Below are 25,962 nucleotides of genomic sequence, written 5' to 3'. Positions count from 1 at the left end.
CTCACTTAATCAGACGTTGTGGTTGCAAGCGCGATCGCGCGTCTTTTGTTAACGGAACCACACCGCCACTGAGTTGCTCGGCTAACAGCTCTGCTAAGATGGGTGCTGCGGTTAAACCGCGTGAGCCAAGTCCGCTCAACAGCATAAGACCCGTGTCTAGGGCACCGGCTGCGGGCATGTGATCGGGTGTCGTGGCTCTTATACTGACACGATGCCCTGTGACCTCAAGGTGTTGGCTCCAAGTTTGCTGAGCGCAACGCGCAAGCGAATCGCAGTTCGCTGTATCGGCCTCGACGGAAGCATTCAGGTCGGATTGGCCACGTTCAAAGGTCGCACCGATACAGTGCTCGCCATTTTGTGCCGGTACCATGTAACCCTTGTAGCAAAGCACCTTGTTCAATGCTTCTGTTTCCGCGGTCGCCCGAATAGTCGAGATCTGACCTTTTACTGGCGTCATCTTCAGTTCGGACTGAAAAAGTGTCGCTGAGGCGTGGCCGCATGCGATCACGACGCGCGCTGCCGAGTAACGGGCGCGAGTACCGACCAGTGTCCAGGCTAGTGTGGGGCTGTCTAAGTTACTTGGAAAAATGCGTTCAACGGTGTCGGTCATCCAGTCGGGATCCGACTCGTTGAACATGGCCCGAACCAGTTTTGATGGATTTAACCAGCCAGCATTAGGATAGTGTAAACTCGGTTGCTCTATGGGGAGTTGAGCAAGCGTCGAACTCTGCTCGCTGGCGAGCGCCGTGACCGTCGCGGATGAATAATCGCATGCGGTAATTTTCTCGATCCTATCGATGCGGCTGGCATTAAATGCCGGTTGAATCACACCAGAAACGAACCAATAGCGATCACGCCAAGGGGTGTAATAACTGATTGCGGTCGAGCTGGCTTGCAAATAGAACCGAGTTAACGGTGTGAGTTCAGCGTGCAGCAGCGGATAAACTGCGCCTTGCGGGTTACCCGATGCGCCGTCGGCTAAGCCCTGACTTATGACACGACAGGGGATTTGCCGTTGATGTAAAGCGCGCGCTAAGCAAGCGCTGGCAATGCCCCCACCGACCAAGGTCACGGGTGCACGACAGCGGCTACTTTTTACTATCTGACCCGAGAAGTGACCGCATAACATTTCGCGTTTACGACCAAAGCCTTTGACTTTATTGACCTGGAAACCGGCTTCATTAAGCCCGCGCTTAACCAAGCCCGCTGCGGTAAATGTGGCAAAAGTGGTATCTCGATGTGCCGAATTTGCCATGGTGTTGAATAGCGCCGACTGCCACATCGCTGGATTTTTTGCCGGCGCAAAGCCGTCGAGAAACCAAGCATCGACTCGATGAGCCAGACTTGTCTGCCACTCGGCTAGGGTTTCGATAATATCGCCAATCCACAAATCCAGCACAACCCGCCCTTGATCAAAAACTAGACGGTGACAACCCGGTTCTGTTGCGGGATATTGTTCGAGTAAGGGTTCGGCCACAGCAGCGACCGCGGGTAGTGTGGCTAATGCTTGTGCTAGCTGAGACTTGGAAAGAGGGTACTTTTCAACGCTGATAAAGTGTAACCGTGTACAGGACCGAGCATGTTGACGATAGTTGAGCCATGTGAGCAAAAAGTTTAGCCCTGTCCCAAAGCCCGTTTCTGTCACAACAAAGTCATACTGAGCTGGCAAGCTGACCCAACGTTCGGGTAAACCATTGTGCTTAAGAAAAACGTATTGGCTTTCGTCAATACCGCTGTCTATAGAGAAATAGATATCATCAAATGTTTGTGAGATGGGCACGCCCGACTCGTTAAAATCGATTTTTGCATGATTTGACATGCTGAACACCATGAATTCTTGCGCAATGCTCGCTATAATAACAACTTTGCAAACAATAGTTGATGACTTTGTACTTGATGGTAAGACAACAGGCAGGGTAAAGAGAAAAAATTTTATACAAAGCAGACCACCTGTTGACCCGTTGTTCGTTACCATACAACATAAGAAAATTTTTAATTTATCGGCCCATCGCCAATACAGGAATAAGTAATGAGAAGAGCTGTGATTACCGGACTCGGTATTGTATCGAGTATCGGAACCAATCAAAAAGAAGTCCTTGAATCGCTACGTACCGGTAAGTCGGGCATAGAGCGTTCTGAATCCTTTGCTGAAATGGGGTTGCGTTGCCAAGTTTGGGGCCCGGTTCGGTTAGACGTCAAAGACCATATTGATCGTAAAGCCTTACGCTTCATGGGTGACTCAGCGGCCTATGCGTATATTGCGATGCAACAAGCGATTGAAGACGCTGGCTTAAGCGAAGATGAAGTATCTAATCCGCGTACTGGTCTCGTAGTGGGTTCAGGCGGAGCGTCAGGTGAACATCAAGTGGCGGCTGCTGATATTCTTCGCGAGCGTGGTGTTAAGCGTGTAGGGCCCTACATGGTTCCGCGATGCATGGCATCAACCACATCCGCTTGTTTGGCAACGCCATTTAAGATTAAAGGCATTAATTACTCAATTAGTTCTGCGTGTGCAACATCGGCACACTGCATTGGTCATGCATTGGAACTAATTCAATTTGGCAAGCAAGATCGCGTATTTGCTGGCGGTGGTGAAGAGTTGCACTGGACGCTCGGTATGGAATTTGACGCGATGGGCGCTCTAAGCACCAAATACAATGATACGCCAGAAAAAGCATCGCGTACCTATGACCGCGATCGTGATGGCTTTGTCCCTGCAGGTGGCGGCGGCATTTTGGTCATTGAAGAACTTGAGGCTGCGAAGGCTCGCGGTGCAACAATCTATGCCGAGATCGTTGGCTATGGTGCGACATCTGATGGCTACGATATGGTAGCGCCGTCGGGTGAAGGCGCAATTCGCTGCATGAAGATGGCGATGGAAACCGTTGACACGCCAATCGACTACTTAAACACGCACGGTACTAGTACGCCCGTGGGTGATGTTAAGGAATTAGAGGCGATTCGTGAGGTGTTCCCGGAGAAGACGCCATTTATTAGCGCAACTAAAGCAATGACAGGTCACGCGTTAGGGGCCGCAGGTGTACACGAGGCAATCTACTCGTTATTGATGATGAAAAATGGCTTTGTGACGCCGAGCATCAATATTGATAACTTAGATGAGGCTGCTGAGGGTATGAACATCGTGCGCGAACCCACGGAAGCTAAGTTACGCACTGTGATGTCTAACAGCTTTGGTTTTGGTGGCACCAATGCATCATTGGTACTGCGCGAATATCAAGACTAAGTTATTTTGAATCGGTCTAAACGTATTCACATCGTTGCCGACCAAAATATTCCTGCGTTGCCTGAGTTGTTAGGCAACGTAGGTCACCTCACATGTTATGTTGGTCGAACGCCTCCTCCCGAGCTACTCGAAACGGCCGACGCGTTGTTGGTTCGGTCAATTACGCAAGTCGACGCGGCGTTATTAAAGCAAGCGCCACAACTAAAATTTGTTGCGACGGCAACCATCGGTAAAGAACATTTAGCTATTGATGCGCTTGATGCGCGTGCGATTCAGTGGGCCAATGCACCGGGTTGCAATGCAGACTCAGTCGGTGAGTATGTGCTTACGGCGGTGCTTAAGGTACTGCAACAGCAACACCGGCTCGGCGAGGTATTGGATTTGGACGTCGCTATTGTCGGAGCGGGCCATACCGGCACGGCTGCCGGTCAACGCTTAGCGGCGTTGGGCATGAACGTGCATTACTATGATCCGCCGCTCGCAGAACAAGGTGATAGCCGAGCTCATTCACATTGGCAGCGGGTGCTGACTTCGGACATTATTAGTTTACACGTGCCGTTAACGCGTAAGGGGTTGTACCCAACGCATCATCTCATTGATATTGAAGCGCTCCAGTCATTGCACTCTGGTCAACTACTCATTAATGCGTGTCGAGGTGCCGTGATCGATAACCATGCGGTCATTGCGCGGTGCGAGCAAGGCGAATGCCCGACATTGGTGTTTGATGTATTTGAGGGTGAGCCTGAGATTAACAAGGCTATTTTACCTTACCTTGCCATTGCGACGCCGCATATTGCTGGACATAGTTTAGAAGGCAAAGTCGGTGGCGCATATCAAGTCGCTACTGCATTATGCAAGCACTTTGATATTCCTTTGCCGGTCAAATTAGCCGATGTTCTACCCGAGGTTAATTGGCGGACTTTAGGTGCCGTCAGTATTCAACGACTCCCTGACTTAGCCAAACTCGTTTTGGCACTGTACCCTATCGATGAAGATGATCGCATGATGCGTAGCCACGGGCTGACAGCATCGGGTTTTGATCAACTACGCAAGAATTATCGTAAAGATAATCCTCGTCGACAACTCAACAATCAAAGTATTGCATGTCATAATGCAGCACAGGTTATTCGATTCAAACAGCTTGGTTTTAATGCATACCAAGTTTGTTAGGCTTTAGGAGTGATTATGGCAGAAGGTTTTCGTGTCGCGGTATTGGGTGCGACAGGGCTTGTTGGTCAGCAAATGATCGAGATTTTACAGCAACGTGACTTTCCCGTTGCGCAATTGTATCCGTTAGCCAGCGCGCGTTCGGTAGGTGCGACGGTAAGCTTTAAAGGGGAAGATGTCGAAGTCATTGATGCGGAGACTTTCGACTGGAGCGAAGCTGATATCGGATTTTTTTCTGCCGGCGGTGAGATTTCAAAAGTATTTGCTCCAAAGGCTGCTGAGGCCGGTTGTGTGGTTATAGATAATACCTCCGAGTTTCGTTATCAACCGGATATTCCTCTGGTTGTGCCTGAGGTTAATGGTTGGGCGCTAGCAGACTTTAGAAACCGTAACATTATTGCTAACCCCAATTGCTCAACCATTCAAATGATGGTCGCGTTAAAGCCATTGCATGATGCGGTCGGTATAGAACGGATTAATGTCGCTACGTATCAGTCTGTTTCAGGCGCGGGAAAAGAGGCGATGGAAGAGTTGGCTAAGCAAACGGCTGAGCTATTGAACGCCAAGGAGCCAACCGTTAGCCAGTTTAGCCGTCAAATCGCTTTTAACTGCATTCCGCAAATTGATGTTTTTCAGGATAATGACTACACCAAAGAAGAAATGAAAATGGTGTGGGAAACACAAAAAATACTTAACGACCAGAGCATTCGAGTGAACCCAACGGCGGTTCGCGTGCCTGTTTTCTTTGGGCATGCTGAAGCCATCCATATCGAGACACGGCAACCGATAACCGCTGAGTACGCTAAAGACTTGTTACGTGAAGCGCCGGGTGTCACGTTGTGCGAAGACCGCCAAGATTTTCCGACTCAGGTTGGCGATGCCGCGGGTAAGGATGATGTTTTTGTAGGGCGTATTCGAGAAGATATTAGTCATCCGCAAGGTCTAAATTTGTGGGTTGTTTCAGATAATATCCGTAAGGGCGCTGCAACTAACTCGATCCAAATCGCGGAGTTGTTGATTAAAGAATACTGGTAATAACGAAGTGGCTTAAAATAAAGTTTTTATGTTTATAGCCGTTAAATATTATAGGAAATCGTGGGCAAGAGAACGAACATGAGTGATTCCCAATCAAATCACAATAAAGGGATTAAGCAGTTGATAAAACACTTAACAATGAGTGTCGTTACATCAGTAGCGATGGCTGTATTCTTATGCATTCCACTTTTTGCCCACGCGTTTTACCAGGACGGAACGATTATCAAGGGGCCGAAAGGTGCCGAGGCATCCGATGTGCGTTCTGGCGAAGAGCGTTATGGCCCGATTAAGTCGTCTGATACGCTGTGGTCTATCGCATCACGCTATCGGCCTCACTCGAGTGTGACGGTCTACCAAACGATGGCGGCTATTGTGCAAGCAAACCCACGCGCGTTCGTTGATGGCAACATGAACCGAATGCTTGATGGTTTTTATTTGCGTATACCCAGCTTGCAAGAAATTAAGATGATTAACCCAGAGGCTGCACGGCGACAGGTCTTGGCCGATGAGTCTTTACAGGATAAACAGCAGCAACTCGCTGCAATTGAGCAGCAGGCAAAGCAAACACGCACTGAGCAACAGCAGTTATTAGAGCAAGCCAAAGCGCGCGCCGAAGAAGCCATTCAACAAGTGGAATCACGTCAGCAGTCGAACTTTGCTGAGTTACAGTCGCAAGTCAATGATTCAATGAACGCGGTTAAAAAGGTCTATGCGGAAAATGAGTCAATTCAGAAGCGGCTCGATGATTTAGCCGACCGGATCGCCACTATATCCGAGCAGCTAAAAGAGTCTGATGATCTAGAGGGTCAGTTCAATCAGCTATTAGAGCAACAAAGAGCTCTCATTAATCAACAGCAGCAACAGCAAAGTGCGGATGGACTGTCGTGGTTGCAAAGCCCGCTTAATATCGCTTTGTTATCGATTTTACCTGCACTGCTCATTTTAGGATTAATTTATTGGTTTTTCTTCCGTCGCAATAAGACGGTCGCTGAGTCGAGCCAGACTGGTGCGTCAGAGCAAGAGCTTACTGAAGAGCAAGCGGCTGAGCAACTTGACCGTGAATTAATGGGTGGCGCCTCAACTCACGCTGATGATGGCCTATTCGACTTTGATGGTAATACGGCACTTGATGATGAAGAAGAAGAGGGTAACGATTTAAGTGACCTAGAAGCCGAATTAGAAAACTCGCCTGTTGATCAAGATGATGATTTTAGTATTCAGCTTGATGGTGATGATGATGAAGAAGACCCGTTGTTCCCTAACAATAACGGTGGTAGCGAAGGTAGTGATGCTGATGATATCGATCAACATGTACTTCCCGAAGAAGATGATGAGTCGTTGGTGGCGGAACCGGATAATGACAAGACTGAGCCTGAAGACAGCGATGAATCCTCTGAATTGTCTCAAGATGAATTGGACAAGCTATTTGGCGAAGCCGAAGATGACGAAGTGCCTGCACTGGATTTAGATCTGGATGAGCAAGCAAATGAGGGTGCAAACGAGAGCGAGGATGCAGACGTTACAGGTGAAGACCTGGAAAGTAACGAATCGGCTGAACAGCCAAGTGCGGAGAGTGAAGACTCCAATGACGAATTAGTCAGTGATGATATTTTTGATGAAGAAGCGGCCGCTGAAGCATCGAAAGACGAACCGGAACAAGAGCCAGAGCCAGAAGCAGAACCAGAGCAAGAAGCAGAAGAAACGCTGGATCAAGAGTCAGAAGCGGACGCGCAACAGACACCTTCATCAGATGATTCCGCCGAAGATACCGAGTTTGATGATGGGGAGCATGATAACCCGTTGGATGATGCGCTGGCGCAACTGGGAATAGAGACTGACGAAGTCGACGAAGAAGAGCCGTCCGATGAAGTGTCTGATGAACAGTTGGACGACCTGTTAAATGAAGCTGCTGAAGTGGAAAGTTCGCTGACCGAGCTGACAAAAGACAGTGATACTGAAGCCGATAAGGAAACAGAGCACGTATCAACGGACCAAGCGGGGGATGCTGACACGTCGTCCCCGGTAGACGAGTACGTGGATATAGATGAGTTGATGGAACAGGCCGATAGCGAAGAGGAGACCGACAACTATACGTCGGATAACGTCGGTCGTGTGCTGGGTGACGAAGAAAGCGAGAGTTCGCCGCAGGATGAGTTGGATACTGCGGATGAGGAGCGACTCGGTCAGCTTGATCTTGCTCGTGCGTACCTCGATATGGATGAGAAGGAAGATGCCGAGGACATTTTGGTCACTTTATCTGAAGGCGAGGATGAGGTTGCCGAAGAAGCACGCGTACTATTGCAACGTTTGCAGTCGGAATAATTGAATTCGTAAGGGAGTTGTATGCGAATTGCGCTAGGGCTTGAGTATGATGGTCGAGCTTACTATGGTTGGCAACGCCAGCGTGAAGTGGACTCAGTTCAACAAAGGCTGGAAAACGCCTTAAGTAAGGTCGCCGATCAGGCGGTAGAAACCGTGTGTGCCGGCAGAACCGATGCGGGCGTTCATGCAACCAACCAGGTCGTGCATTTTGATGTCTCTACGCCACGACGCGCAGCCGCCTGGACCTTGGGGGTTAATAGCCATCTACCACCTGATATCGCAGTGCGCTGGGCACAACCGGTTGATGATAGTTTTAGCGCACGGTTTAGTGCGACTGCGCGTCGCTATCGTTACATCATTGCTAACCACGCTCTAAGACCGGGTATTCATAGTCACGGCGTCAGTCACTATCATCACCCACTCGATGTTGATGCGATGCAGGCGGCGACTCCGGCTTTATTAGGGGAACATGATTTTAGTGCTTTTCGCGCGGCGCAATGCCAATCGCACTCTGCCCATCGTGAGATAACCCACCTCAATGTTCATCGCCGTGGCGATTTTATTATTGTCGATATCAAAGCCAACGCTTTCTTGCATCATATGGTGCGTAATATTGTTGGTAGCCTCATTGTTATCGGTCGCCATCAGCAAGATCCCAGTTGGCTCGGCGAGCTGTTAGCAGGAAAAGACCGCACCAAAGCAGCGGCGACCGCCAAGCCAGGCGGTTTGTACTTAGTCGAAGTGGATTACCCGAAAGACTGGCAACTACCTAAAGCTGAACCGGGTCCGCTTTGGTTTACAGAGTGATAAAAAACCGCGACTGTTACGACCTCTTTGCTTGACCCATTTGTGCTACCATGTAATCTAATCAAAATTTTTTATTAAAGCTGAGTAAGCGGACCATTATGAGCTGGATTGAACGTATTCTTGCTAAACCTAAAGTCAACAAACGTCGCAATGTTCCAGAAGGCGTTTGGAGCAAATGTGCTGCGTGTGATGCCATTTTGTATCGTAACGATTTAGACCGTAGTTTAAATGTTTGTCCTAAATGTGGGCACCACATGCGTTTGACAGGCCGCGAACGATTACGCATTTTTTTAGATGAGACTGGCGTCTCAGAAATTGCTGCGGATTTGGAACCTAAAGATATCCTTAAGTTTAAGGACTCGAAGAAGTACAAAGATAGAATTGCCGCAGCTCAAAAAAGCAGTGGCGAAAAAGATGCCTTGATTGCACAGCGTGGAACGGTATTAGGCGTTCCCGTGGTCGCTGTAGCCTTTGATTTTAACTTTATGGGTGGCTCGATGGCATCGGTAGTCGGCGCTAAGTTCGTACAAGCAGCTGAGCTTTGTTTAGAACATAACCTACCACTGGTGTGCTTCTCAGCATCTGGCGGAGCGCGTATGCAAGAGGCTTTGATGTCGTTGATGCAAATGGCGAAAACCTCTGCCGCGTTGGCTAAGATGAGCGAAGCGGGTCTGCCCTATATCTCGATTTTAACCGATCCGACGATGGGTGGTGTGAGTGCGAGTTTGGCGATGTTGGGTGACATCCACATTGCTGAACCTAAGGCATTGATAGGCTTTGCAGGGCCTCGTGTTATCGAACAGACGGTACGCCAAACCTTACCGGAAGGTTTTCAGCGTGCTGAGTTTCTACTAGAACATGGCGCGATCGATATGATTGTTGATCGTCGCGAGATGCGCTCAACTGTGGCACGTCTGTTAGCTAAATTCCAAAATCTAGAAAGCCCGGCACAAAGTGAAATGGAAGCCGCTGACTTGTGATGAACGAGCAAATAATGACGCCGACAGCGACTAGCTCGCTGTCGGATTGGCTGACTTACCTTGAACGAATCCATCCTACAGAAATTGACCTTGGGTTAGAACGCTCGCATCAAGTGCGAGAGCGCGCTGCAATTACTCAGCCCGCTCGTTTCACTATTACTGTCGCGGGTACTAACGGCAAAGGCAGCACCGTGGCGATGTTGTCGTCAATACTTCAACAAGCGGGCTACAAAGTCGGTGTGTATACATCACCGCATTTAGTGGATTACCGAGAGCGCGTACAAATCAACGGTGCCCTGTTATCTGAAGCCGAGCATTCTGCGGCCTTTGCAGCTATCAACGACGCGCGTCAAGACACCTCATTAACCTATTTTGAAATGGGAACGCTCGCTGCATTGTGGTTAATGCAACGCGCTGAACTCGATGTCGCTATTTTGGAGGTCGGTTTAGGTGGTCGGTTGGATGCTGTGAATGTGGTTGATCCTGATGTCGCAATAGTCACCAGTATTGGTATTGATCATGTTCAATTTCTTGGTGATAACCGTGAAAAAATAGGCTTTGAAAAGGCTGGGATTGCGCGTCGAAACCGTCCGCTCATCTGCGGCGACAGCTACCCACCGAAGAGTATTGCTGCCCAGGCTTCATCAATCGGTGCCGATCTCAAACAAGTGGGACGTGACTTTTCAAGTAAACGGTATGACGACTATTGGCATTATTACGGGCTTAACGTTAACTTGTTTAATTTACCGTCGCCTCAGCTTCCATTAGTGAATGCTGTGACCACATTAGCGGCGCTTGAATGCCTCCCATTGGCGGTCAGCGAAGTTGCCATAAAAGCAGGGTTGGTAAAGGCATCATTGATGGGGCGTATGCAGCGACTGCACCACCAGCAGGTGGAGGTATTACTAGATGTCGCGCATAACGGTCATGCGGCACAGTATGTTGCCCAGCAACTAAAGCGCATGCCACATCAAGAAATTATCGCGGTAGTGGGTATGCTGAAAGATAAAGATGCCAACGCCGTGTTTGAAGCATTAAGCCCCCACATTACTGAATGGGCGCTAGGCACCTTACATGAACCGCGCGGTAATACAGCTGAACAACTGGCTGCTTGTGAAGCGCTCAATAGTGCACAGGCCAGTTGTTTTGATAGTGTCGAAGCTGCTTTTGATTTTGCTGTAGAGCGGGCACAACAAAAAAACGCTCTGGTGTTCGCGTTTGGCTCGTTTTACACTGTAGGTCACATTTACGCACAAATTAATTCGGGTAACGAATAGGAGTTCAATGTGGCAAGTCGGTTGCAAAACAGAATTGTTGGCTCCCTTATACTGGTTGCACTCGCGGTTATCATCTTACCGGATGTTCTGGATGGTAAAAAAACGGAAGCGGTTGAAGACTTCGAAACGATCCCCCTGAAACCCGAACAGAGTGCTTCGCTGCAGGCACCGACCGAGTTTGAGCCAGCCCCGGTGGAAGTCGCTGCCGAGCAAAGTGATGAGGTCACCGCCGATGAAGCACCTACGATGGATGCACAAAAGCAAGTGCAAGCACCGGAGCGGGAAATGAAGTCGGTGACCGTGACGGGCGAGGCTTTCGTTATTCAATTGGGTGCCTTTAGCAATCGTGACAGTGTGTTGGCTTTGCAAAAGCAACTGCAAGAGAAAGGTTTTGCGGTATTTATTGAGTCAGGTGGAAGCCAAGGACAGCTAACCAAGTTAATGGTCGGTCCGGATACTTCAAAACACGCATTAGAACAACAGTTAGCGGCGCTCAAAGAGCTCACGGGGCTGCAGGGCAAAGTATTAAACTATAAACCGTAAAGAAATAAAAAAAGCCGCATTTTTAATTGGATTCTGTTAAAATCTGCTCACTTTTTCAGTGCGACTGAGTGCTTATGCTCTGGATAGATTACGCAATCATTATCATCATCACCATTTCTACCTTGGTGAGTTTGATTCGAGGCTTCGTCAAAGAAGCGGTCTCACTCGTAATATGGGTAGCCGCTTTTGTTATCTCGAGTCAGTTCTACAAAGATCTAGCCGTATATTTTACTGAAATCCAAGATCCGCTTGTCCGAAATGCGGCTGCTATCGCTGCGTTGTTTGTTGCCACGTTGATTATCGGCGCCATTCTCAACTATATCCTCTCGAAACTTGTTCAGCACACGGGCCTCTCCGGGACCGACCGTGTACTTGGATTAGTGTTTGGTGCGCTGCGTGGTGTGCTTATCGTGAGCGCTTTGCTGTTCTTTATGGACTCGTTTACCACCCTGTCAAACAGCGAGTGGTGGCGGGAGTCAGTATTGATACCGCATTTCGGTGTATTTATTCAGTGGTTTTTTGAATATCTAGAAAGCAGTTCAAGTTTTTTAGTCCCGCAATCAGTTTAAGAGGGTCGTAAAGTTATGTGTGGTATTGTTGGTATCGTCGGCAAACAGCCGGTTAATCAAGCGCTGTATGACGGCTTAACCATGCTCCAACATCGTGGACAGGATGCTGCCGGCATCATGACGGTGGATGAGTACAATACGTTGCGCTTACGCAAAGCCAATGGCTTGGTGCGTGATGTATTTCATACGCGTCATATGCATCGCCTTGCCGGAAACGTCGGTATTGGTCACGTACGCTATCCTACGGCGGGCAGTTCAAGTTCAGCTGAGGCTCAGCCATTTTATGTCAATTCGCCGTTTGGCATTGCGATGGCGCACAACGGGAATCTAACGAACGCAGCCGATGTTCATGCACACCTGTTCAAAACCGCGCGTCGTCATATTAATACCACCTCCGATTCGGAAATATTACTGAACGTTTTCGCTAATGAACTGGACAAAAATGACAGTTTAGAACTTAACGCTGATGATGTGTTTAGAACCATCACAGCGGTGCATCGTAAGGTACGCGGTGCTTATGCTGTGGTGTCAATGATTCTTGGTCATGGTTTGGTTGCATTCCGTGACCCGTGGGGCATCCGTCCGCTTGCGCTCGGAAAGCGTGAGACGGCTGAAGGTGATGAATATATTGTTGCTTCGGAAAGCGTGGCGATCGATGGTACGGGTTTTAAGTACGTGCGCGACGTAGAGCCAGGTGAGGCGATTTATATCACCAACGATGGGCAACTGTTTTCGCGTCAATGTGCAGACAAGCCGAAGCACTGTCCTTGTATTTTTGAGTATGTCTATTTTGCACGGCCTGACTCGTTTATTGATGGTATTTCCGTGTATGCATCACGCGTCAACATGGGGCGTAAGTTGGGTGAGAAGCTCAAGCGCGATTATGCCGACTTGGATATCGATGTGGTCATTCCAATCCCCGAGACGAGTTGTGATATCGCACTTGAAATTGCGAGCGTGCTGGATCTTCCGTATCGCCAAGGCTTTGTTAAAAACCGCTATATTGGCCGTACCTTTATCATGCCGGGACAAACGCAGCGCCGTAAGTCAGTGCGCCGTAAGTTGAACGCCATTAGCGCGGAATTCAAAGGCAAGAACGTGTTATTGGTCGATGACTCGATAGTTCGCGGAACGACCTCTGAGCAGATTATTGAAATGGCACGAGAAGCAGGGGCTAAGCGAGTCTATTTTGCTTCGGCTGCACCTGAAATTCGTTTCCCTAACGTTTATGGTATCGATATGCCAAGTGCCAACGAGCTCATTGGTCATGGTCGCGAAAGTAGCGAAATATGCGACATGATTGGCGCCGATGGACTCATTTATCAAGATTTAGACGATCTTGTAGGCGCGGTCGGTGAAGAGAATCCGAATGTTCAGCGCTTTGAAACGTCAGTATTTAGTGGTGAGTATATTACTGGGGATATTAATCAGGATTATCTCGACGAACTTGATGCCGCGCGCAATGATATGGCAAAAGCGCAACGCGATGGCGGCGAAGATGCTAATTTAGAACTGCATAACGACAATGATTAATGTCGTTATCAAATGACAAGGGGCGCTTAAAGCGCCCCTTTTTTATACTTTTTTGAACTTAGTCCTGCTGGAAAGGATAAACTGAACCGAGCTTCAAAATTTGCGTTAATTCATCAAGCGCTGAACGCGATTCTTCGAGTAGCGCAGGGTCACGTAGGTCGTTAACGGCAAGCTCGTCGCGATAGTGTTTATCAACCCACTGAGTTAAGCGTTGATACAAGTCATCGCTCATCAAACAGTTAGGGTTAGCGGCTTTAAGCTCTTCGTCGTTAAGCGCTACGCGTAAACGCAAACACGCGGGACCGCCGCCATTTCGCATACTTTGTTTAACGTCAAAGAACTCAACGCGCTTGATAGGATTATCGCGCTGCACCAATGACTCAAGATAGGCTTTTACACGAGGGTTCTCTTCACACTCAGTCGGTGCAATGAGAGTCATGATGCCATCTGGTGGAGTAATTAGCTGGGTATTAAACAAATAGGTTGATACCGCGTCCTGTACGCTCACCTCATCGGTTTTAACTTCGATAAAGTGCACTGGGGTATCACCAAACTTTTGTTGAATTTCAGCGAATTTCTGTTCGGTATCACGGAATGCCTGTTCGTGGTAGAACAATACGTTTTGATTACCTACTGCAATAACGTCGTTATGAAACACGCCTTGGTCGATAACATCGGGGTTTTGCTGCAGATAAACGGTGTTATCGTCAGTAAGACCATGCAAGCGAGCGATGGCTTGAGATGCTTCCAAAGTTTGTCGTGCAGGGAACTTCCGCGGTGCAGGTTGTGTACTATCAAATGCACAACGGCCGTAAGTAAAGATCTCAACACCGGCATGACCGTATTGTTCACATAAACGCGTGTGGTTTGCTGCGCCTTCATCGCCAAAGTGCTCGTTATCAGGCAGGTGAGTGTGGTGCTCGAAATAACGTTCATGCGCAAACATGGCTTTAAGAATATTGCCACTGGTCACAGGCTCGAGTGAGCGGTGAAACTTATTCGTTAAGTTAGCCGGTGTAAAATGCACTTTGCCATTTGCCGTATCGGCGCTGGGTGATACAGTCGCCGCGTTGGCGGTCCACATGCTTGATGCTGAGCACACGGCTTGGAAAATAGCTGGCGCTTCGGTTGCCGCTTTATATAATACTTCGCCATCGGTGCCGGTGAAGCCGAGGCGTCGCAACGCATAAATATCTGGACGTTCTTGTGGCGCCAAAACGCCTTGCTTCATGCCCATGTCGTGCAGCGCTTTCATCTTCATTAACCCTTGTAGGGCGGCGCTTTTAGGGCTAGAGGTAGCCTTTGCGTTGGCTAACGAGGCCACGTTGCCGAATGACAAACCAGCGTAATTGTGAGTCGGACCGACAAGGCCGTCATAATTCACTTCAAAGTGTTGCATAGTCACGTATTCGCGCTCCTTTCGGGGGGCTACTGTTTAGCCTGATATGATCGAATTAGAATTATTATACGTTGTTAATAACGGCTTGTAAGCCTTTATTTTCGTGGGCTTACCGAAAATTCGCCGAGTCTGACTGTTTATCTAAATTGTGCGAATTTTTATCAAATACACAGGTTATGGTTGTTTCTTAAGAAAATAACCGATATATCTTAAAAAAGGCAGAATCATCGGGTTGCCACTTGTATTTTTGTGGTTATGAACCTATATCGTCTGACAGTTAAAGAAAAGAGAAGCTAAACTCTATGGCGAAATCGCTCGTTATTGTCGAGTCCCCGGCAAAAGCCAAAACAATTAATAAATACCTGGGTAACGATTTTATCGTGAAGTCCAGTGTAGGGCACGTGCGCGACCTTCCTACCAAGGCGGTAGAAAAGGTACCCAGTAAATCGGCGGCCGAAGTCCGCAAAATGTCGCCGGAGGATAAGGCGGCTTACCAACAGCAACGTGATTTTAAACGTTTGGTAGCGCGGATGGGAATCGACCCTGAGCATGACTGGGATGCGCACTACGAGGTATTACCCGGTAAGGAAAAAGTAGTCAAGGAACTTACCCAACTGGCGAAAAAGTCAGATAAAGTTATCCTCGCGACGGATTTGGACCGCGAGGGGGAAGCTATCGCGTGGCATTTACGCGAACTGATGGGGGGGGACAACGACCGTTATCAACGGGTGGTCTTTAACGAAATCACCAAAAATGCGATCCAAGATGCTTTCTCGCATCCAGCCCAGCTCAATTTGGATCGCGTTAACGCACAACAAACGCGTCGATTCTTAGACCGTGTTGTGGGCTTCATGGTATCGCCTCTGTTATGGAAGAAAATTGCTCGCGGGCTATCCGCCGGTCGTGTGCAGTCGGTCGCTGTCCGCTTGGTAGTCGAACGCGAACGAGAGATTAAAGCGTTTGTTCCGGAAGAGTACTGGGACGTACACGCTGATTTAGCGACACAAGCCAAAGATGACTTGCGTATGCAGGTTGTGAAGCAAGCCGGTGAAAACTTCAGGCCGGCGAACAAAGAACAGACCGATGCGGCATTGGCACAGTTAAAAGATGCCGACTATGAAATTATTTCTCGTGAAGACAAGCCAACGTCGAGCAAGCCATCGGCGCCGTTTATCACGTCGACGCTGCAGCAGTCAGCCAGTACGCGTTTAGGTTTTGGTGTGAAGAAAACCATGACTCTAGCACAGCGCTTGTATGAAGCGGGTCACATTACCTACATGCGTACTGACTCAACCAATTTGAGTGCTGATGCAGTCAGCGCGTGTCGTGATTACATTGAGCAGAGCTTTGGAGCGAATTATCTGCCCAAACAACCGAATCGCTACGGTTCCAAAGAGGGCGCACAAGAAGCCCACGAAGCGATCCGTCCTTCGGACGTGAAAGTCAAGGCTGATAAACTGGGAAGCATGGATCGTGATGCGCAACGGCTGTATGAATTGATTTGGCGTCAGTTCGTTGCTTGCCAAATGGTGCCAGCAAAATACGATAGCACAACGCTAACTGCACAGGCGGGAGACTTCGAACTCAAAGCGCGCGGTCGCGTGATGCGTTTTGCGGGTTGGACCAAAGTACTGCCACCGTCATCGTCGAAGAAAGACGGTGACATGAGTCTGCCTGATATTGGCAAGGGCGAAATATTAGCGTTGCAACAGTTGGAGCCGCAACAGCATTTCACCAAGCCGCCGGCGCGATATAGCGAGGCGTCCTTGGTCAAAGAATTAGAAAAGCGCGGTATCGGCCGTCCTTCGACATACGCGTCGATCATCTCAACGATTCAGGACCGCGGCTACGTTAAAGTGGAGAATCGCCGCTTTTTCGCCGAAAAAATGGGTGAAATCGTTAATGATCGACTCATTGAGAACTTTACCGAGTTAATGAATTATAACTTTACCGCGGAGATGGAGCAGGCGCTCGATGATATCGCCGCTGGCAAGCGTAATTGGAAAGAAACGCTCGATAAGTTTTACGAGGACTTTAAAGCAAATCTAGAACAAGCCGAGCGCGACCCAAATGAAGGCGGAATGCGCGGCAACCAAATGGTTATGACCGACATCGAGTGTCCCAAGTGTGGACGTGAGATGGGTATTCGTACGGCATCAACGGGCGTATTCCTAGGTTGTTCAGGCTATAATTTGCCACCTAAAGAGCGATGTACCCAAACGCTTAACTTAACGCCAGGCGAAGAAGCGGTTAAGGTGACCGATGAGGATGAACGCGAGACAGAGGCGTTACGTGCTAAGAAACGTTGTCCTAAATGCGGCACTGCAATGGATAGCTACCTCATTGATGAGAAGCGTAAACTCCATGTGTGCGGTAATAACCCGACCTGTGACGGTTATGTCATTGAAAAGGGTGAGTTTCGTATAAAAGGTTATGACGGACCGACCATTGAGTGTGATAAATGCGGTTCGGAGATGCAGCTCAAGACGGGGCGTTTTGGTAAGTATTTTGATTGCACAAACGACGAGTGTAAGAATACGCGTAAGTTGTTGCGCAACGGAGAACCCGCGCCACCAAAAGAGGATCCTGTACCATTGCCGGAGCTTCCTTGCGAAGATTCTGATGCTTACTTTGTGTTACGTGATGGAGCGTCGGGGATTTTCTTATCGGCAAACACCTTTCCTAAGTCGCGTGAGACACGAGCGGTTAAGGTAAAAGAGCTTGCGCGGTTTAAAGACCGTTTGCCTGACAAGTTTAAGTATCTTGCTGAAGCGCCACAGGAAGATGACGATGGTAACGAGGCTATCGTCCGCTTCTCGCGAAAAAACAAAGAGCAATATGTAGTGACCGAGGTCAATAAAAAGCAGACCGGTTGGAAGGCTCATTACAAGGGCGGTAAATGGGTTATTGATAAGAAATAATCCATGACTTACTCAATAAAGGGGCGATGGTGTATCGCCCCTTTTTTATGCGCTTTATAAAGTTTGAGTTAATGATTTAACTTAGCTGAGTAAAGGTCATGACCCTGCAAAAATTATGTTTATATCAAGCGTTGGTTGTCACGTTAACGGTGGGTATCATTCCCCTTAGTTCGGCGCAAGATTGCTTATCACTCGATCTAGGACCGGCTCAAGTAGAGCCCTCTTTACATTGGCAATCGCAAAACCGCGGTGTCTCAGCGATGGTGCGCGCAGGATTACTCGAACCACAAGTCATTCGCTTACTCAAACAACACTTGGCGATTAAAGTGGTCGATTGGCAGGCGTCCCATCACCATCAATGGCCGACAGACTACTTGCTCGAAGCCGATTCTTGGCAGGCTTTTTTTACCCGCTTACTTAAGCCCTTTGGTCTACAACTGGTTTTGTATGCTAATCAAGGCGCTGTGGTCCGTTATCAGGAATCACCACTGTGATTTGTGCTCGAGTGATATTGGCATGGGGTGTTTGTTTGACCTGCGTAGCCTGTAGCTATGACCCTGCTGCGCTTATCGCCAAGGCGGATGCACTCAGTGAGCAACAGCATCAGCACTTAGCCTCTCAATATGATTACCAACTCACGCCTCAAACTCCGCATACGGTGATCGAGAGTGAGCAGTTTTATGTGCCAGAGCTTGCTAAAAGCACGGTTGATAAGCCTATTTGGTATAGCCAACCCTTGCAGACACAGCTACTAAAAGTACCGCTAATGCAAGCGCTTCAGACCGTATTTACGCCGTTAAATGTCACTGTTTTAGTTGACCCAGAGGTCGATGCGCAACGACTTATTTCAAGTGAATTTTCCGGCACTGTGGGTGAGTGGCTTGCTTGGCTTAGCAATGGGCAACAATTATTTGTTGAATACGAGCCCTATGCGGTTCATTTGAAACGTTACCAAGTGAAGCGTTATGACTTAGCTTTTCTTGCGGGCACGACCCAGTTTTCCTTGAATGAACAGGCCGCCCAACAAGCAGACGGCGATCAGGCTGGACAATTGGGGTTCAGCTCAAGTCAGTCATTGGCGTGGAAGGAATTAGAGCAAGCGATAACACTCATGCTGTCGGACCAAGGACATGTGGCGCTTAACGCCAATGCGAGCGCGTTACTTGTGAAAGATACGCCCAGCGTGATTAAGCAGGTCGATCGCTATATTAACCAGTTGAACAAGAGTCTGACTCGTCAGGTAGCACTCGATGTACAAGTGATCGAGGTTCGATTCGATGACTCGGAGCAGTTTACCGTGGATTGGTCGAGTGTACGACGTACAAGTCAAGGCACGCCTTGGTTAACGTCGCAAAGTGGTTCTGATAATTGGTTACAGCAAGCCGCAGGACGTTTTATTCTAAGCCCGTTGAGTGGACCGCGAAATTCCATCGACATTTTAGTGCAAGCGTTACAAGAGCAAGGACAGGTCAAAGTCAGTCATCATCCGCGTATTTTGACATTAAATCATCAAGTGGCGCAGTTATTGGTCGAGGAAGAGCAAGCTTACTTGGCTGAATCAGAAGTCAGCACGACACCTTATGTGGGACAGCAACAGCGCCTCAAGCCCGGCAAATTGACAACAGGTTTTAGAATGTTTGTATTACCCAACATTTTAAAACGCGATGTACTTTTGCATCTATCTTCGCAAATGAGCGCGTTGCAGGGGATGAACGTCGTTCAGTCAGGCGATAATATGATTCAAACACCGCACACATCTCGCAAACACTTTTTTCTAAAGGCGCTTGTGGGTCACGAAGAAACACTTCTTTTGACTGGGTTTCGTAATCAAACTGTCCAAGCGGGACGGACGCGTTCAGGGGTGAGTTGGTTACTGGGGGGCGGACAGCAAAAATCGCGGGAAAACAGCGAGACGCTTTTACTCATCACGCCGCGAATTGTCGGGGTGAACAATGAGTGAGTGGGTTACTCATAGCTTTCGATTAAGACTGGGTGTCAAGAAGCCATCAAGGAAGCAGCTTCTCGGCATCATTGCGCAATGGAATTATCCCTTTTGCGGGATAGCATTTTTCATGCAGCAGTGGTGGTTAAGTATGAGTCAACAACCGGGCGCCGATCCCTTATTCTGCCTTCGTGCTGACTGGCAACAAACCGCATCCTGTGGATGGATTATTGCCGATACTCAGCCTGCTCGTCTGGTTGTTTGGCAAAGCGGTCGCTTGGTTGCGATTGAACAAGGAGACGTCGCTGGTTTGATGAGACGTGTCGTTGAATGGAGAGAACAGCACAAGGATTTAACGTCCCCCTCGGTTTGGTGCTGGTACTCTCAACAGCCTGCGCCCGAGGCTTGGATCGGCGATAAGCGTAGTGATATGTATCGGTCGGATACGTTTTTACAATTGCTCCCCGGCGAGCAACTGACACGACGTTCAGAAACTGCGATCAAGATAGGGGTTGGAAGTCTGGGCTTATTGCTCATCCTGCTTGGTGGCATGTACTACGTGCTGAATCACACCACCACTGAGGCAATCGAGACGGAAGAAAGGGCATCTTTTCAGTTAGATAGTGTCAGTGCGATCGCAGAAATAGCGTCCCTCATGAGTCATCCTTTTGCTGCAAAGCAGCAGTTGGTTCAGATTGATTTGAGTGGCACTACACTGCGTTTATCGTGGCAATTACCCGACCAATTAACCGGCTCTCAGCAAAGTAAAACACAGGTTGAAACGCGTATACTCCCTAGCAAGAAGCGTGAAGGAACTGCTCCCACTGGAGGCGCCGCTGACGCACTGTGGGCGGCATATCAAACTACTTTTTATGATGCGCAAGTGACTCAGTTGAGTGCGACACAATGGCGCCTAGCCTATTCCATGATGTCGTATCGACACTTGCAACGATTAGCCGATTGGCTTGTCAGCCATCCGCAATTCGTTCTTTCTTCATTATCAATGAGGTACCAACATGGCTATTGGTCTGTGCAATGGACGCTGGACTCCCAAATGGCTGAGCTTATTTAGCTTTTGCCTACCGTTATCAATGCCGCTGACTGCTCAGCAAGTCGTGAGTCAAACGACCGATCCCTTGGCATTGAGCGAACAATTAAAAACCGAATTAAAAGCCTACCAGGCATGGCAAGTGGCGATGGAACAGAAGAAGCGAGACTTAGCCTTTGCTGAATTACAACTGAACTGGTTGAAGAAGCAAGTCGAGATTGCGCAGCAGCAAAAACTGCTACGACCGACCTCCGTTGCAGCGCCTCGTCCGCCTAAAAACTGTATTCGTATTGCTCAGTCTGAGTGGCGCTTGCGCGATGCCGATGGTGAGTGGTTCTGGGCAAAACAAGGGAGTTGTTTTTAATGTTAGATGCGATGCCGCACTTAGATGCAAAGGCACTTTACGGCTGTACGATTCATCCCGTTATCTTTCAATATTGTGAAATGCTTTTAAACCAGTGGCACGACGAGGGTTGCGACGATAAAGCCATGCTAGCAACAGAGTCGGGGTTGTTAGTCTGCTCGGCACGAGTGTTTGAGGAAGCAAGACTGGAACGAGAGAATCTGGAAAAGCTATTACGGGATTACACGCAGCAACCGGTGCAATTAGCCCTTGCCGATGCTCGCGTGATACGAGCAGCGTTACTGACTTATCGCACGGGGCGGCCGCCGCAAGAACAACCAACAGAGACAACGGACCAAACACATGCCCAGCAACTGCTGTCCGACCTCGTCGCCGAGGGGTTGGCAAAGGGAGCTTCAGATATCCACTTGCGATTCAGTAAACATTTCTGTCGAACCTGTTATCGAGTCAAAGGAGTTTTAGTGGACCATCATCAGCGTAATCGTGAGGCAATGACCGAAGCCATTGCCGCGGCGTTGAATACGCGCAGTGATGACTACAATCAAGTGTTCAATGAACAAAGCACTGATAGTGCGAGCCTGTTAGTGCCGCTCAGACAAGACGGCAACCATCTATCTGAGATAAAAGTACGTTTGCAAAAGTCGCCTTTAAGCGACGGCTTTGCGGTCACCTTACGATTACTGGCAACTACAATGGCGCCCAGTCTCACGCTTGAGTCTCTCGGGTTTGAGCCTGATATCATCAAAGGTGTCGACTGTATGTTGGCACAACGCAGTGGTCTGCTGCTCGTCGTCGGTCCAACGGGGCATGGTAAAACGACGACCTTGGCGGCTATTCATCAACGTTTTAGTGAGTCGGCGAAAATAATTTCGTTTGAAGATCCGGTTGAACTGAAACAACCCCATGTTGAGCAACGTTGGATCGACTCAACGCGCCATCAGGAAGGTTTTGCGACAGCCATCAAGACGGCATTACGAGAGGATCCAGACGTGATTTCTGTGAGTGAAATTCGCGATGGGTCAACCGCCGCTGCGGCTATAACGGCTGCGTTAACTGGTCACTTGGTGACCGCTACATTGCACTCAACTGACACTTTGGCTGCGTTGGAACGTCTGCGCGATTTGGGGGTAGCAATGGAGCAATTGTTAACGCCGGGCGTGTTGCGAGGGCTCATCGCACAGCGTCTACTGTATCGCGATGGCACCGCAACACTCGTCGCTGAATATTTAGTGCTTGATCAAGTCGCGCGTCAATTTGCTCTCAGTCACGATTATGCGGGCTGGCGAGAGCACCTTACGCGTTGCGGCTGGCGCGGCTTAGCCGAACGAGGTGCAGCTCAGATACTGGGTGAGACGCCTCGCGAATACCATTACTCGGTAGAAGGGCCGCTCGCGAAATGAATAAAATTGGACGACAGCGGCAGTGGCAGTGGGTTGAGGACTACTGCATCTGGTTAGAGGATGGCAGTGGACCGCAAGAAGCGGCTGAGGCGATGCGCACACAAGCGGCCTACTTTAAACTACGTGCGGAGCAGAAATTAGCGGAACGATTGCAGGCGGGCTTACGGCGAGGTCAAACCATTGGGCACGCGTTAAAGGGGGAGCTCAAGCCAGATTTATTAGAGCTCTTTATTATCGGCCAGCAATACAACTGTTTGACACCACTATTGAATGACTATCGTGACATTGTCGTCGAACTACAGCGGTTACGTTGGGCGTTTTATCGACAATTAGCCTATCCTATTTCGGTCTTATTTACTGTTCTTTTGGCTTATGCCTATGCCGCAACACATTATTTACCGCGATTGCTCAGTTATAGTCAATCGCGCTCTTCAGAAGCCGTCGTGGAATGGGTCATCAATATTGGCAACATCATTGCCAGCGGTTGGTGGTGGCTACTTGGCTTATTGACATGCTTAGTCATGGCATGGCGCTGGTTGGCACACAACTGGGTAGGGCGTCAGCGTCTGCAGGCTGAACGCTATGGTCTATTTGCTCAATTCCGAGCCATTAATGCGTTATGGCTGACACGACTGGTCGCTGTTCTCATGCATCATCACGTTGCACTCGATACTATTTTTGCTGTGTTAATTCGCGTTGCATCGCCTTACGCAGGTTGGCACTTAAAGCGAATGCAACAACGGTTAGCACAAGGTCGTGTGAGCCTAGCTACTGTGCTTGATACGGGATTACTGTTACCGAGACAGCTGTTCCGGATTAGCCATCGGCAGCAATTTAATGGGCAACGTGAGGCGCTCGTTAGTGTCGCTCAGCGAAGCTATGTTGATATACAACGCAGTATTGCGTATCAGCAACGGGTATGGATTGTGTTGTGCTATTTGCTCATCACGGCATTGATACTGATGCTTTTAAGTGCTGTAGGTAGCACCATGATGGCGGTGATGACATCGATTTAGTGTTTTTCAAGGAGTGATTAGGATGCGTTCAAAGGAACAAGGATTTACGTTTATCGAAGTTTTGGCGGTGCTGAGCATTATTGCCATAGCCTCATTGGGGACTTTGGTATTGCGTGATTGGGCGGTTGGAAATGCGCGCGTATCGGAAGCGAAGAATCTGATAACGACACTTCAAGCGGGGGCACAAATGTGGAAACCGGCCAGTGGCGAATTTACCGGTATCAGCATGACCGAGTTGAGCAGCATTGGTGCGGTTCCTGCCGATTGGGCGGATGGTATCGGTAAAAACCCATGGGGTGGTGATATTACAATTGCTGTAGATGTCGGAGATCTAAATCGATACTCGATAAACCTTGATGGAATCTCCTCGGAGGAGGAGGGGAATAGACTCGCGCGTGATTATCAGGATCAAGCTTTCTCGAGTAGCTTTTCAACAGGCACCCTTACCGTGACTTTCCAAGGCTAATGAATCAACGAGGGTTTAGCCTTTGGGAGGTCGTACTGGCGGCGGCGATACTTGCTAGTTTTTGGCAAGTATCGTTAGTCGGCTGGCGCTGGCAAGACACGGCGCAGAAGCGCCTGCAGTGGCAACAGCAACTGGTCATGCTGATCCAAGCGCAACGTGACCACTACCAACGTTATGGTGTTTTTGCACTTACCGAGGCGCAATTAGCCCGACAGGGACGTTACGTGGTGCCTGCTTGGCCGTTTTCTACTGAATGGCGATTCCTACCAGATGCCTTTTACAGCGAACAATTACTCATGCGAACACAATTAAAGAACGTTGACCCATCACTCTTACTGGGTCATTCCTTGCCATTTGAACAGCAAGGTAACGAGGTCGTTATCCGTGTTATCGGAACACGCTAATAAGCTGTGTCATCAGCGCGGGCAGAGCCTTGTCGAGGCGGTTGTGGTGTTGCCAATCATGCTGCTGTTTGCGCTACTGCTGGCGCAAGTACTTTATCTTTGGTGGGCACAGCAAACACTGTTTGTTGCAAGCCAGTATGCTGCGCGGGTCGGGGCTATCAACCATGGCAAAAAGCGGCCGATGCGCGTGACCTTGGCGGCCACCATGGCGAGTTTGACGCCTAAAGATAAAGACATAGAAAGTTGGCAAAATATATTGAAGTCAGTTGCTGCGCAGCAATTACACGGTTTGCAGTTTTCAGAGATCGACATCGTCCAACCCACAGAGGACATGGTTAATCAATTTAAAGAGCGCCGCTATAATAATGAATCGCAGAACTGGATCGAGGAAATTCCTGTTGATCACTACTGGGCGAGAAGACAGTCGGCCGAGAACGAAGAAGCGTACGTTAGTGCAACGACATTGAAAATTGAGGTCACTTGGTGCATTGAATTGAAGATACCGATCGCCGACAAAGTGTTAGCCGCGTTGGCTCCAAAGGTTTCACGATGTCAGCTAGCACAACAAATCACAGGAAGTCCGTTTTGGCCGTTAACAGCAACCGCCGAGCATCGGATGCTCAGCGGTTATCGTTAATTCGTCTAATTAGGCCTCAGTGTGGTCGTGGTATTCAACGCACGCTTGCAAGGTATTTTCAATCAATGAAGCGACGGTCATAGGACCAACCCCACCCGGCACCGGTGTGATCCAACCGGCTCTTTGTACAGCCGTGTCAAACTCAACATCACCTGTTAAGCGACCATCATTCAGTCGGTTCATGCCTACATCAATAACGATTGCGCCTTCTTTGATCCATTCACCTGGAATAAATTCGGGCTTACCCACGGCGACGACAACAATGTCGGCACGTCTTACATGTTTTTCTAGGTCATTGGTGAAGCGATGACATACGGTGGTTGTTGCGCCTGCTAACAAAAGTTCAAGGCTCATCGGTCGACCAACGATATTGGATGCGCCGACAACCACTGCATTGAGTCCGTGTAAATCAATTTGTGTACTGTCTAGCAAAGTGATGATGCCTTTTGGAGTACACGGACGCAAAGCGGGTATTCGTTGTGCTAATCGACCGACATTGTATGGATGAAAGCCATCCACATCTTTGTGCGGGTGAATGCGTTCGAGAATCGGCGTTGCGTCAAGGCCAGCAGGCAAGGGTAGTTGTAACAAAATACCGTCGACATCGGGGTTGTCATTGAGTTCATCAATTAGTTGCTCGAGTGCAGTCTGTGATGTATCACTGGGCATGTCATAATCAAACGAACGAATACCGACTTGTTCACAGGCGCGTCTTTTATTACCCACATAAACTTCTGATGCGGGGTCTTGTCCGACTAAAACGACAGCTAAACCGGGCGCACGCTTGCCCGCGCTCAGTCGTTCGTCAATTTGTGTTTTTACCGATGCTCTGATGTTTGCAGCGATTGCTTTACCATCAATTAGCTGTGCAGGCATATAGGGACCCTT

Annotated in this window: 23 protein-coding genes; 20 read left to right on the top strand and 3 right to left on the bottom strand. The window is 48.9% G+C overall.

Annotated features, from left to right (window positions below):
• Position 1: 1 nt before the first annotated feature.
• The gene (gene mnmC / locus AC3AP5_RS07920) at positions 2-1,819 is read right to left on the bottom strand and encodes a bifunctional tRNA (5-methylaminomethyl-2-thiouridine)(34)-methyltransferase MnmC2/FAD-dependent 5-carboxymethylaminomethyl-2-thiouridine(34) oxidoreductase MnmC1 (protein ID WP_487326445.1); all 1,818 of its coding nucleotides are present in this window, start codon (positions 1,817-1,819) and stop codon (positions 2-4) included.
• 210 nt (positions 1,820-2,029) lie between these two features.
• Here mnmC and fabB point away from each other — a divergent pair, with 210 nt between their 5' ends.
• The 10 genes from fabB (at position 2,030) to purF (ending at position 13,477) form a co-directional block, all read left to right on the top strand.
• On the top strand, positions 2,030-3,244 hold the full coding sequence (fabB, locus tag AC3AP5_RS07915) for a beta-ketoacyl-ACP synthase I (RefSeq protein ID WP_487326444.1): 1,215 nt from the start codon (positions 2,030-2,032) through the stop codon (positions 3,242-3,244).
• Positions 3,245-3,268: 24 nt separating this feature from the next.
• The gene (locus AC3AP5_RS07910) at positions 3,269-4,414 is read left to right on the top strand and encodes a 4-phosphoerythronate dehydrogenase (protein ID WP_353851519.1); all 1,146 of its coding nucleotides are present in this window, start codon (positions 3,269-3,271) and stop codon (positions 4,412-4,414) included.
• A gap of 15 nt (positions 4,415-4,429) precedes the next feature.
• On the top strand, positions 4,430-5,446 hold the full coding sequence (locus AC3AP5_RS07905) for an aspartate-semialdehyde dehydrogenase (RefSeq protein ID WP_006955131.1): 1,017 nt from the start codon (positions 4,430-4,432) through the stop codon (positions 5,444-5,446).
• 78 nt (positions 5,447-5,524) lie between these two features.
• On the top strand, positions 5,525-7,768 hold the full coding sequence (locus AC3AP5_RS07900; RefSeq protein ID WP_487326443.1) for a FimV/HubP family polar landmark protein: 2,244 nt from the start codon (positions 5,525-5,527) through the stop codon (positions 7,766-7,768).
• A 21-nt stretch (positions 7,769-7,789) separates the two neighbouring features.
• The gene (gene truA, locus AC3AP5_RS07895; RefSeq protein ID WP_272978107.1) at positions 7,790-8,575 is read left to right on the top strand and encodes a tRNA pseudouridine(38-40) synthase TruA; all 786 of its coding nucleotides are present in this window, start codon (positions 7,790-7,792) and stop codon (positions 8,573-8,575) included.
• A gap of 98 nt (positions 8,576-8,673) precedes the next feature.
• Positions 8,674-9,555 (top strand): acetyl-CoA carboxylase, carboxyltransferase subunit beta, encoded by an 882-nt coding sequence (accD, locus tag AC3AP5_RS07890; RefSeq protein ID WP_006955128.1) that lies wholly within the window; start codon positions 8,674-8,676, stop codon positions 9,553-9,555.
• A 14-nt stretch (positions 9,556-9,569) separates the two neighbouring features.
• Positions 9,570-10,832 carry a bifunctional tetrahydrofolate synthase/dihydrofolate synthase gene (gene folC, locus AC3AP5_RS07885; protein ID WP_487326442.1) on the top strand — a complete coding sequence of 421 codons (1,263 nt, stop codon included), beginning with the start codon at positions 9,570-9,572 and terminating at the stop codon, positions 10,830-10,832.
• 9 nt (positions 10,833-10,841) lie between these two features.
• On the top strand, positions 10,842-11,375 hold the full coding sequence (locus tag AC3AP5_RS07880; RefSeq protein WP_272978105.1) for an SPOR domain-containing protein: 534 nt from the start codon (positions 10,842-10,844) through the stop codon (positions 11,373-11,375).
• A 74-nt stretch (positions 11,376-11,449) separates the two neighbouring features.
• Positions 11,450-11,944, top strand: a complete 495-nt coding sequence (locus tag AC3AP5_RS07875) for a CvpA family protein (RefSeq protein ID WP_272978104.1) — start codon at positions 11,450-11,452, stop codon at positions 11,942-11,944.
• A 15-nt stretch (positions 11,945-11,959) separates the two neighbouring features.
• On the top strand, positions 11,960-13,477 hold the full coding sequence (gene purF, locus AC3AP5_RS07870) for an amidophosphoribosyltransferase (protein ID WP_487326441.1): 1,518 nt from the start codon (positions 11,960-11,962) through the stop codon (positions 13,475-13,477).
• 58 nt (positions 13,478-13,535) lie between these two features.
• On the opposite strand, the gene astB is transcribed toward purF, so the two are convergent.
• Positions 13,536-14,876, bottom strand: a complete 1,341-nt coding sequence (astB, locus tag AC3AP5_RS07865) for an N-succinylarginine dihydrolase (RefSeq protein ID WP_487327303.1) — start codon at positions 14,874-14,876, stop codon at positions 13,536-13,538.
• A 302-nt stretch (positions 14,877-15,178) separates the two neighbouring features.
• On the opposite strand from astB, the gene topA reads away from it, so the two are divergent.
• The 10 genes from topA to AC3AP5_RS07815 all read left to right on the top strand — a co-directional run bounded on the left by topA (position 15,179) and on the right by AC3AP5_RS07815 (position 25,074).
• Positions 15,179-17,797, top strand: a complete 2,619-nt coding sequence (gene topA, locus AC3AP5_RS07860) for a type I DNA topoisomerase (protein WP_487326440.1) — start codon at positions 15,179-15,181, stop codon at positions 17,795-17,797.
• Positions 17,798-17,895: 98 nt separating this feature from the next.
• On the top strand, positions 17,896-18,291 hold the full coding sequence (locus AC3AP5_RS07855) for a hypothetical protein (protein WP_006955121.1): 396 nt from the start codon (positions 17,896-17,898) through the stop codon (positions 18,289-18,291).
• Positions 18,288-19,757 carry a hypothetical protein gene (locus AC3AP5_RS07850; RefSeq protein ID WP_287830899.1) on the top strand — a complete coding sequence of 490 codons (1,470 nt, stop codon included), beginning with the start codon at positions 18,288-18,290 and terminating at the stop codon, positions 19,755-19,757. The genes AC3AP5_RS07855 and AC3AP5_RS07850 overlap by 4 nt, the downstream gene beginning before the upstream one ends.
• Positions 19,750-20,811, top strand: a complete 1,062-nt coding sequence (locus tag AC3AP5_RS07845) for a hypothetical protein (RefSeq protein ID WP_487326439.1) — start codon at positions 19,750-19,752, stop codon at positions 20,809-20,811. Before AC3AP5_RS07850 ends, AC3AP5_RS07845 begins: the two co-directional genes overlap by 8 nt.
• Positions 20,756-21,151 (top strand): hypothetical protein, encoded by a 396-nt coding sequence (locus tag AC3AP5_RS07840; protein WP_487326438.1) that lies wholly within the window; start codon positions 20,756-20,758, stop codon positions 21,149-21,151. The genes AC3AP5_RS07845 and AC3AP5_RS07840 overlap by 56 nt, the downstream gene beginning before the upstream one ends.
• Positions 21,151-22,551 carry an ATPase, T2SS/T4P/T4SS family gene (locus AC3AP5_RS07835; protein WP_487326437.1) on the top strand — a complete coding sequence of 467 codons (1,401 nt, stop codon included), beginning with the start codon at positions 21,151-21,153 and terminating at the stop codon, positions 22,549-22,551. The genes AC3AP5_RS07840 and AC3AP5_RS07835 overlap by 1 nt, the downstream gene beginning before the upstream one ends.
• Complete coding sequence (locus tag AC3AP5_RS07830) at positions 22,548-23,567, top strand: hypothetical protein (RefSeq protein WP_487326436.1); 1,020 nt, start codon at positions 22,548-22,550, stop codon at positions 23,565-23,567. The genes AC3AP5_RS07835 and AC3AP5_RS07830 overlap by 4 nt, the downstream gene beginning before the upstream one ends.
• Before the next feature lie 22 nt (positions 23,568-23,589).
• Positions 23,590-24,033, top strand: a complete 444-nt coding sequence (locus AC3AP5_RS07825) for a type II secretion system protein (RefSeq protein WP_272977935.1) — start codon at positions 23,590-23,592, stop codon at positions 24,031-24,033.
• Positions 24,033-24,437 carry a hypothetical protein gene (locus tag AC3AP5_RS07820; RefSeq protein WP_290573246.1) on the top strand — a complete coding sequence of 135 codons (405 nt, stop codon included), beginning with the start codon at positions 24,033-24,035 and terminating at the stop codon, positions 24,435-24,437. Before AC3AP5_RS07825 ends, AC3AP5_RS07820 begins: the two co-directional genes overlap by 1 nt.
• The gene (locus tag AC3AP5_RS07815; RefSeq protein WP_487326435.1) at positions 24,418-25,074 is read left to right on the top strand and encodes a TadE family protein; all 657 of its coding nucleotides are present in this window, start codon (positions 24,418-24,420) and stop codon (positions 25,072-25,074) included. Before AC3AP5_RS07820 ends, AC3AP5_RS07815 begins: the two co-directional genes overlap by 20 nt.
• Positions 25,075-25,083: 9 nt before the next feature.
• Here the strand turns inward: AC3AP5_RS07815 and folD are convergent, their stop codons facing one another.
• Complete coding sequence (gene folD / locus AC3AP5_RS07810) at positions 25,084-25,950, bottom strand: bifunctional methylenetetrahydrofolate dehydrogenase/methenyltetrahydrofolate cyclohydrolase FolD (RefSeq protein WP_286681706.1); 867 nt, start codon at positions 25,948-25,950, stop codon at positions 25,084-25,086.
• Positions 25,951-25,962 lie beyond the last annotated feature (12 nt).

This window comes from Idiomarina sp. D18, assembly GCF_057748155.1.
The sequence above is the reverse complement of the archived record's forward strand: the minus strand, read 5'-3'. Positions and strand labels throughout refer to the sequence as shown.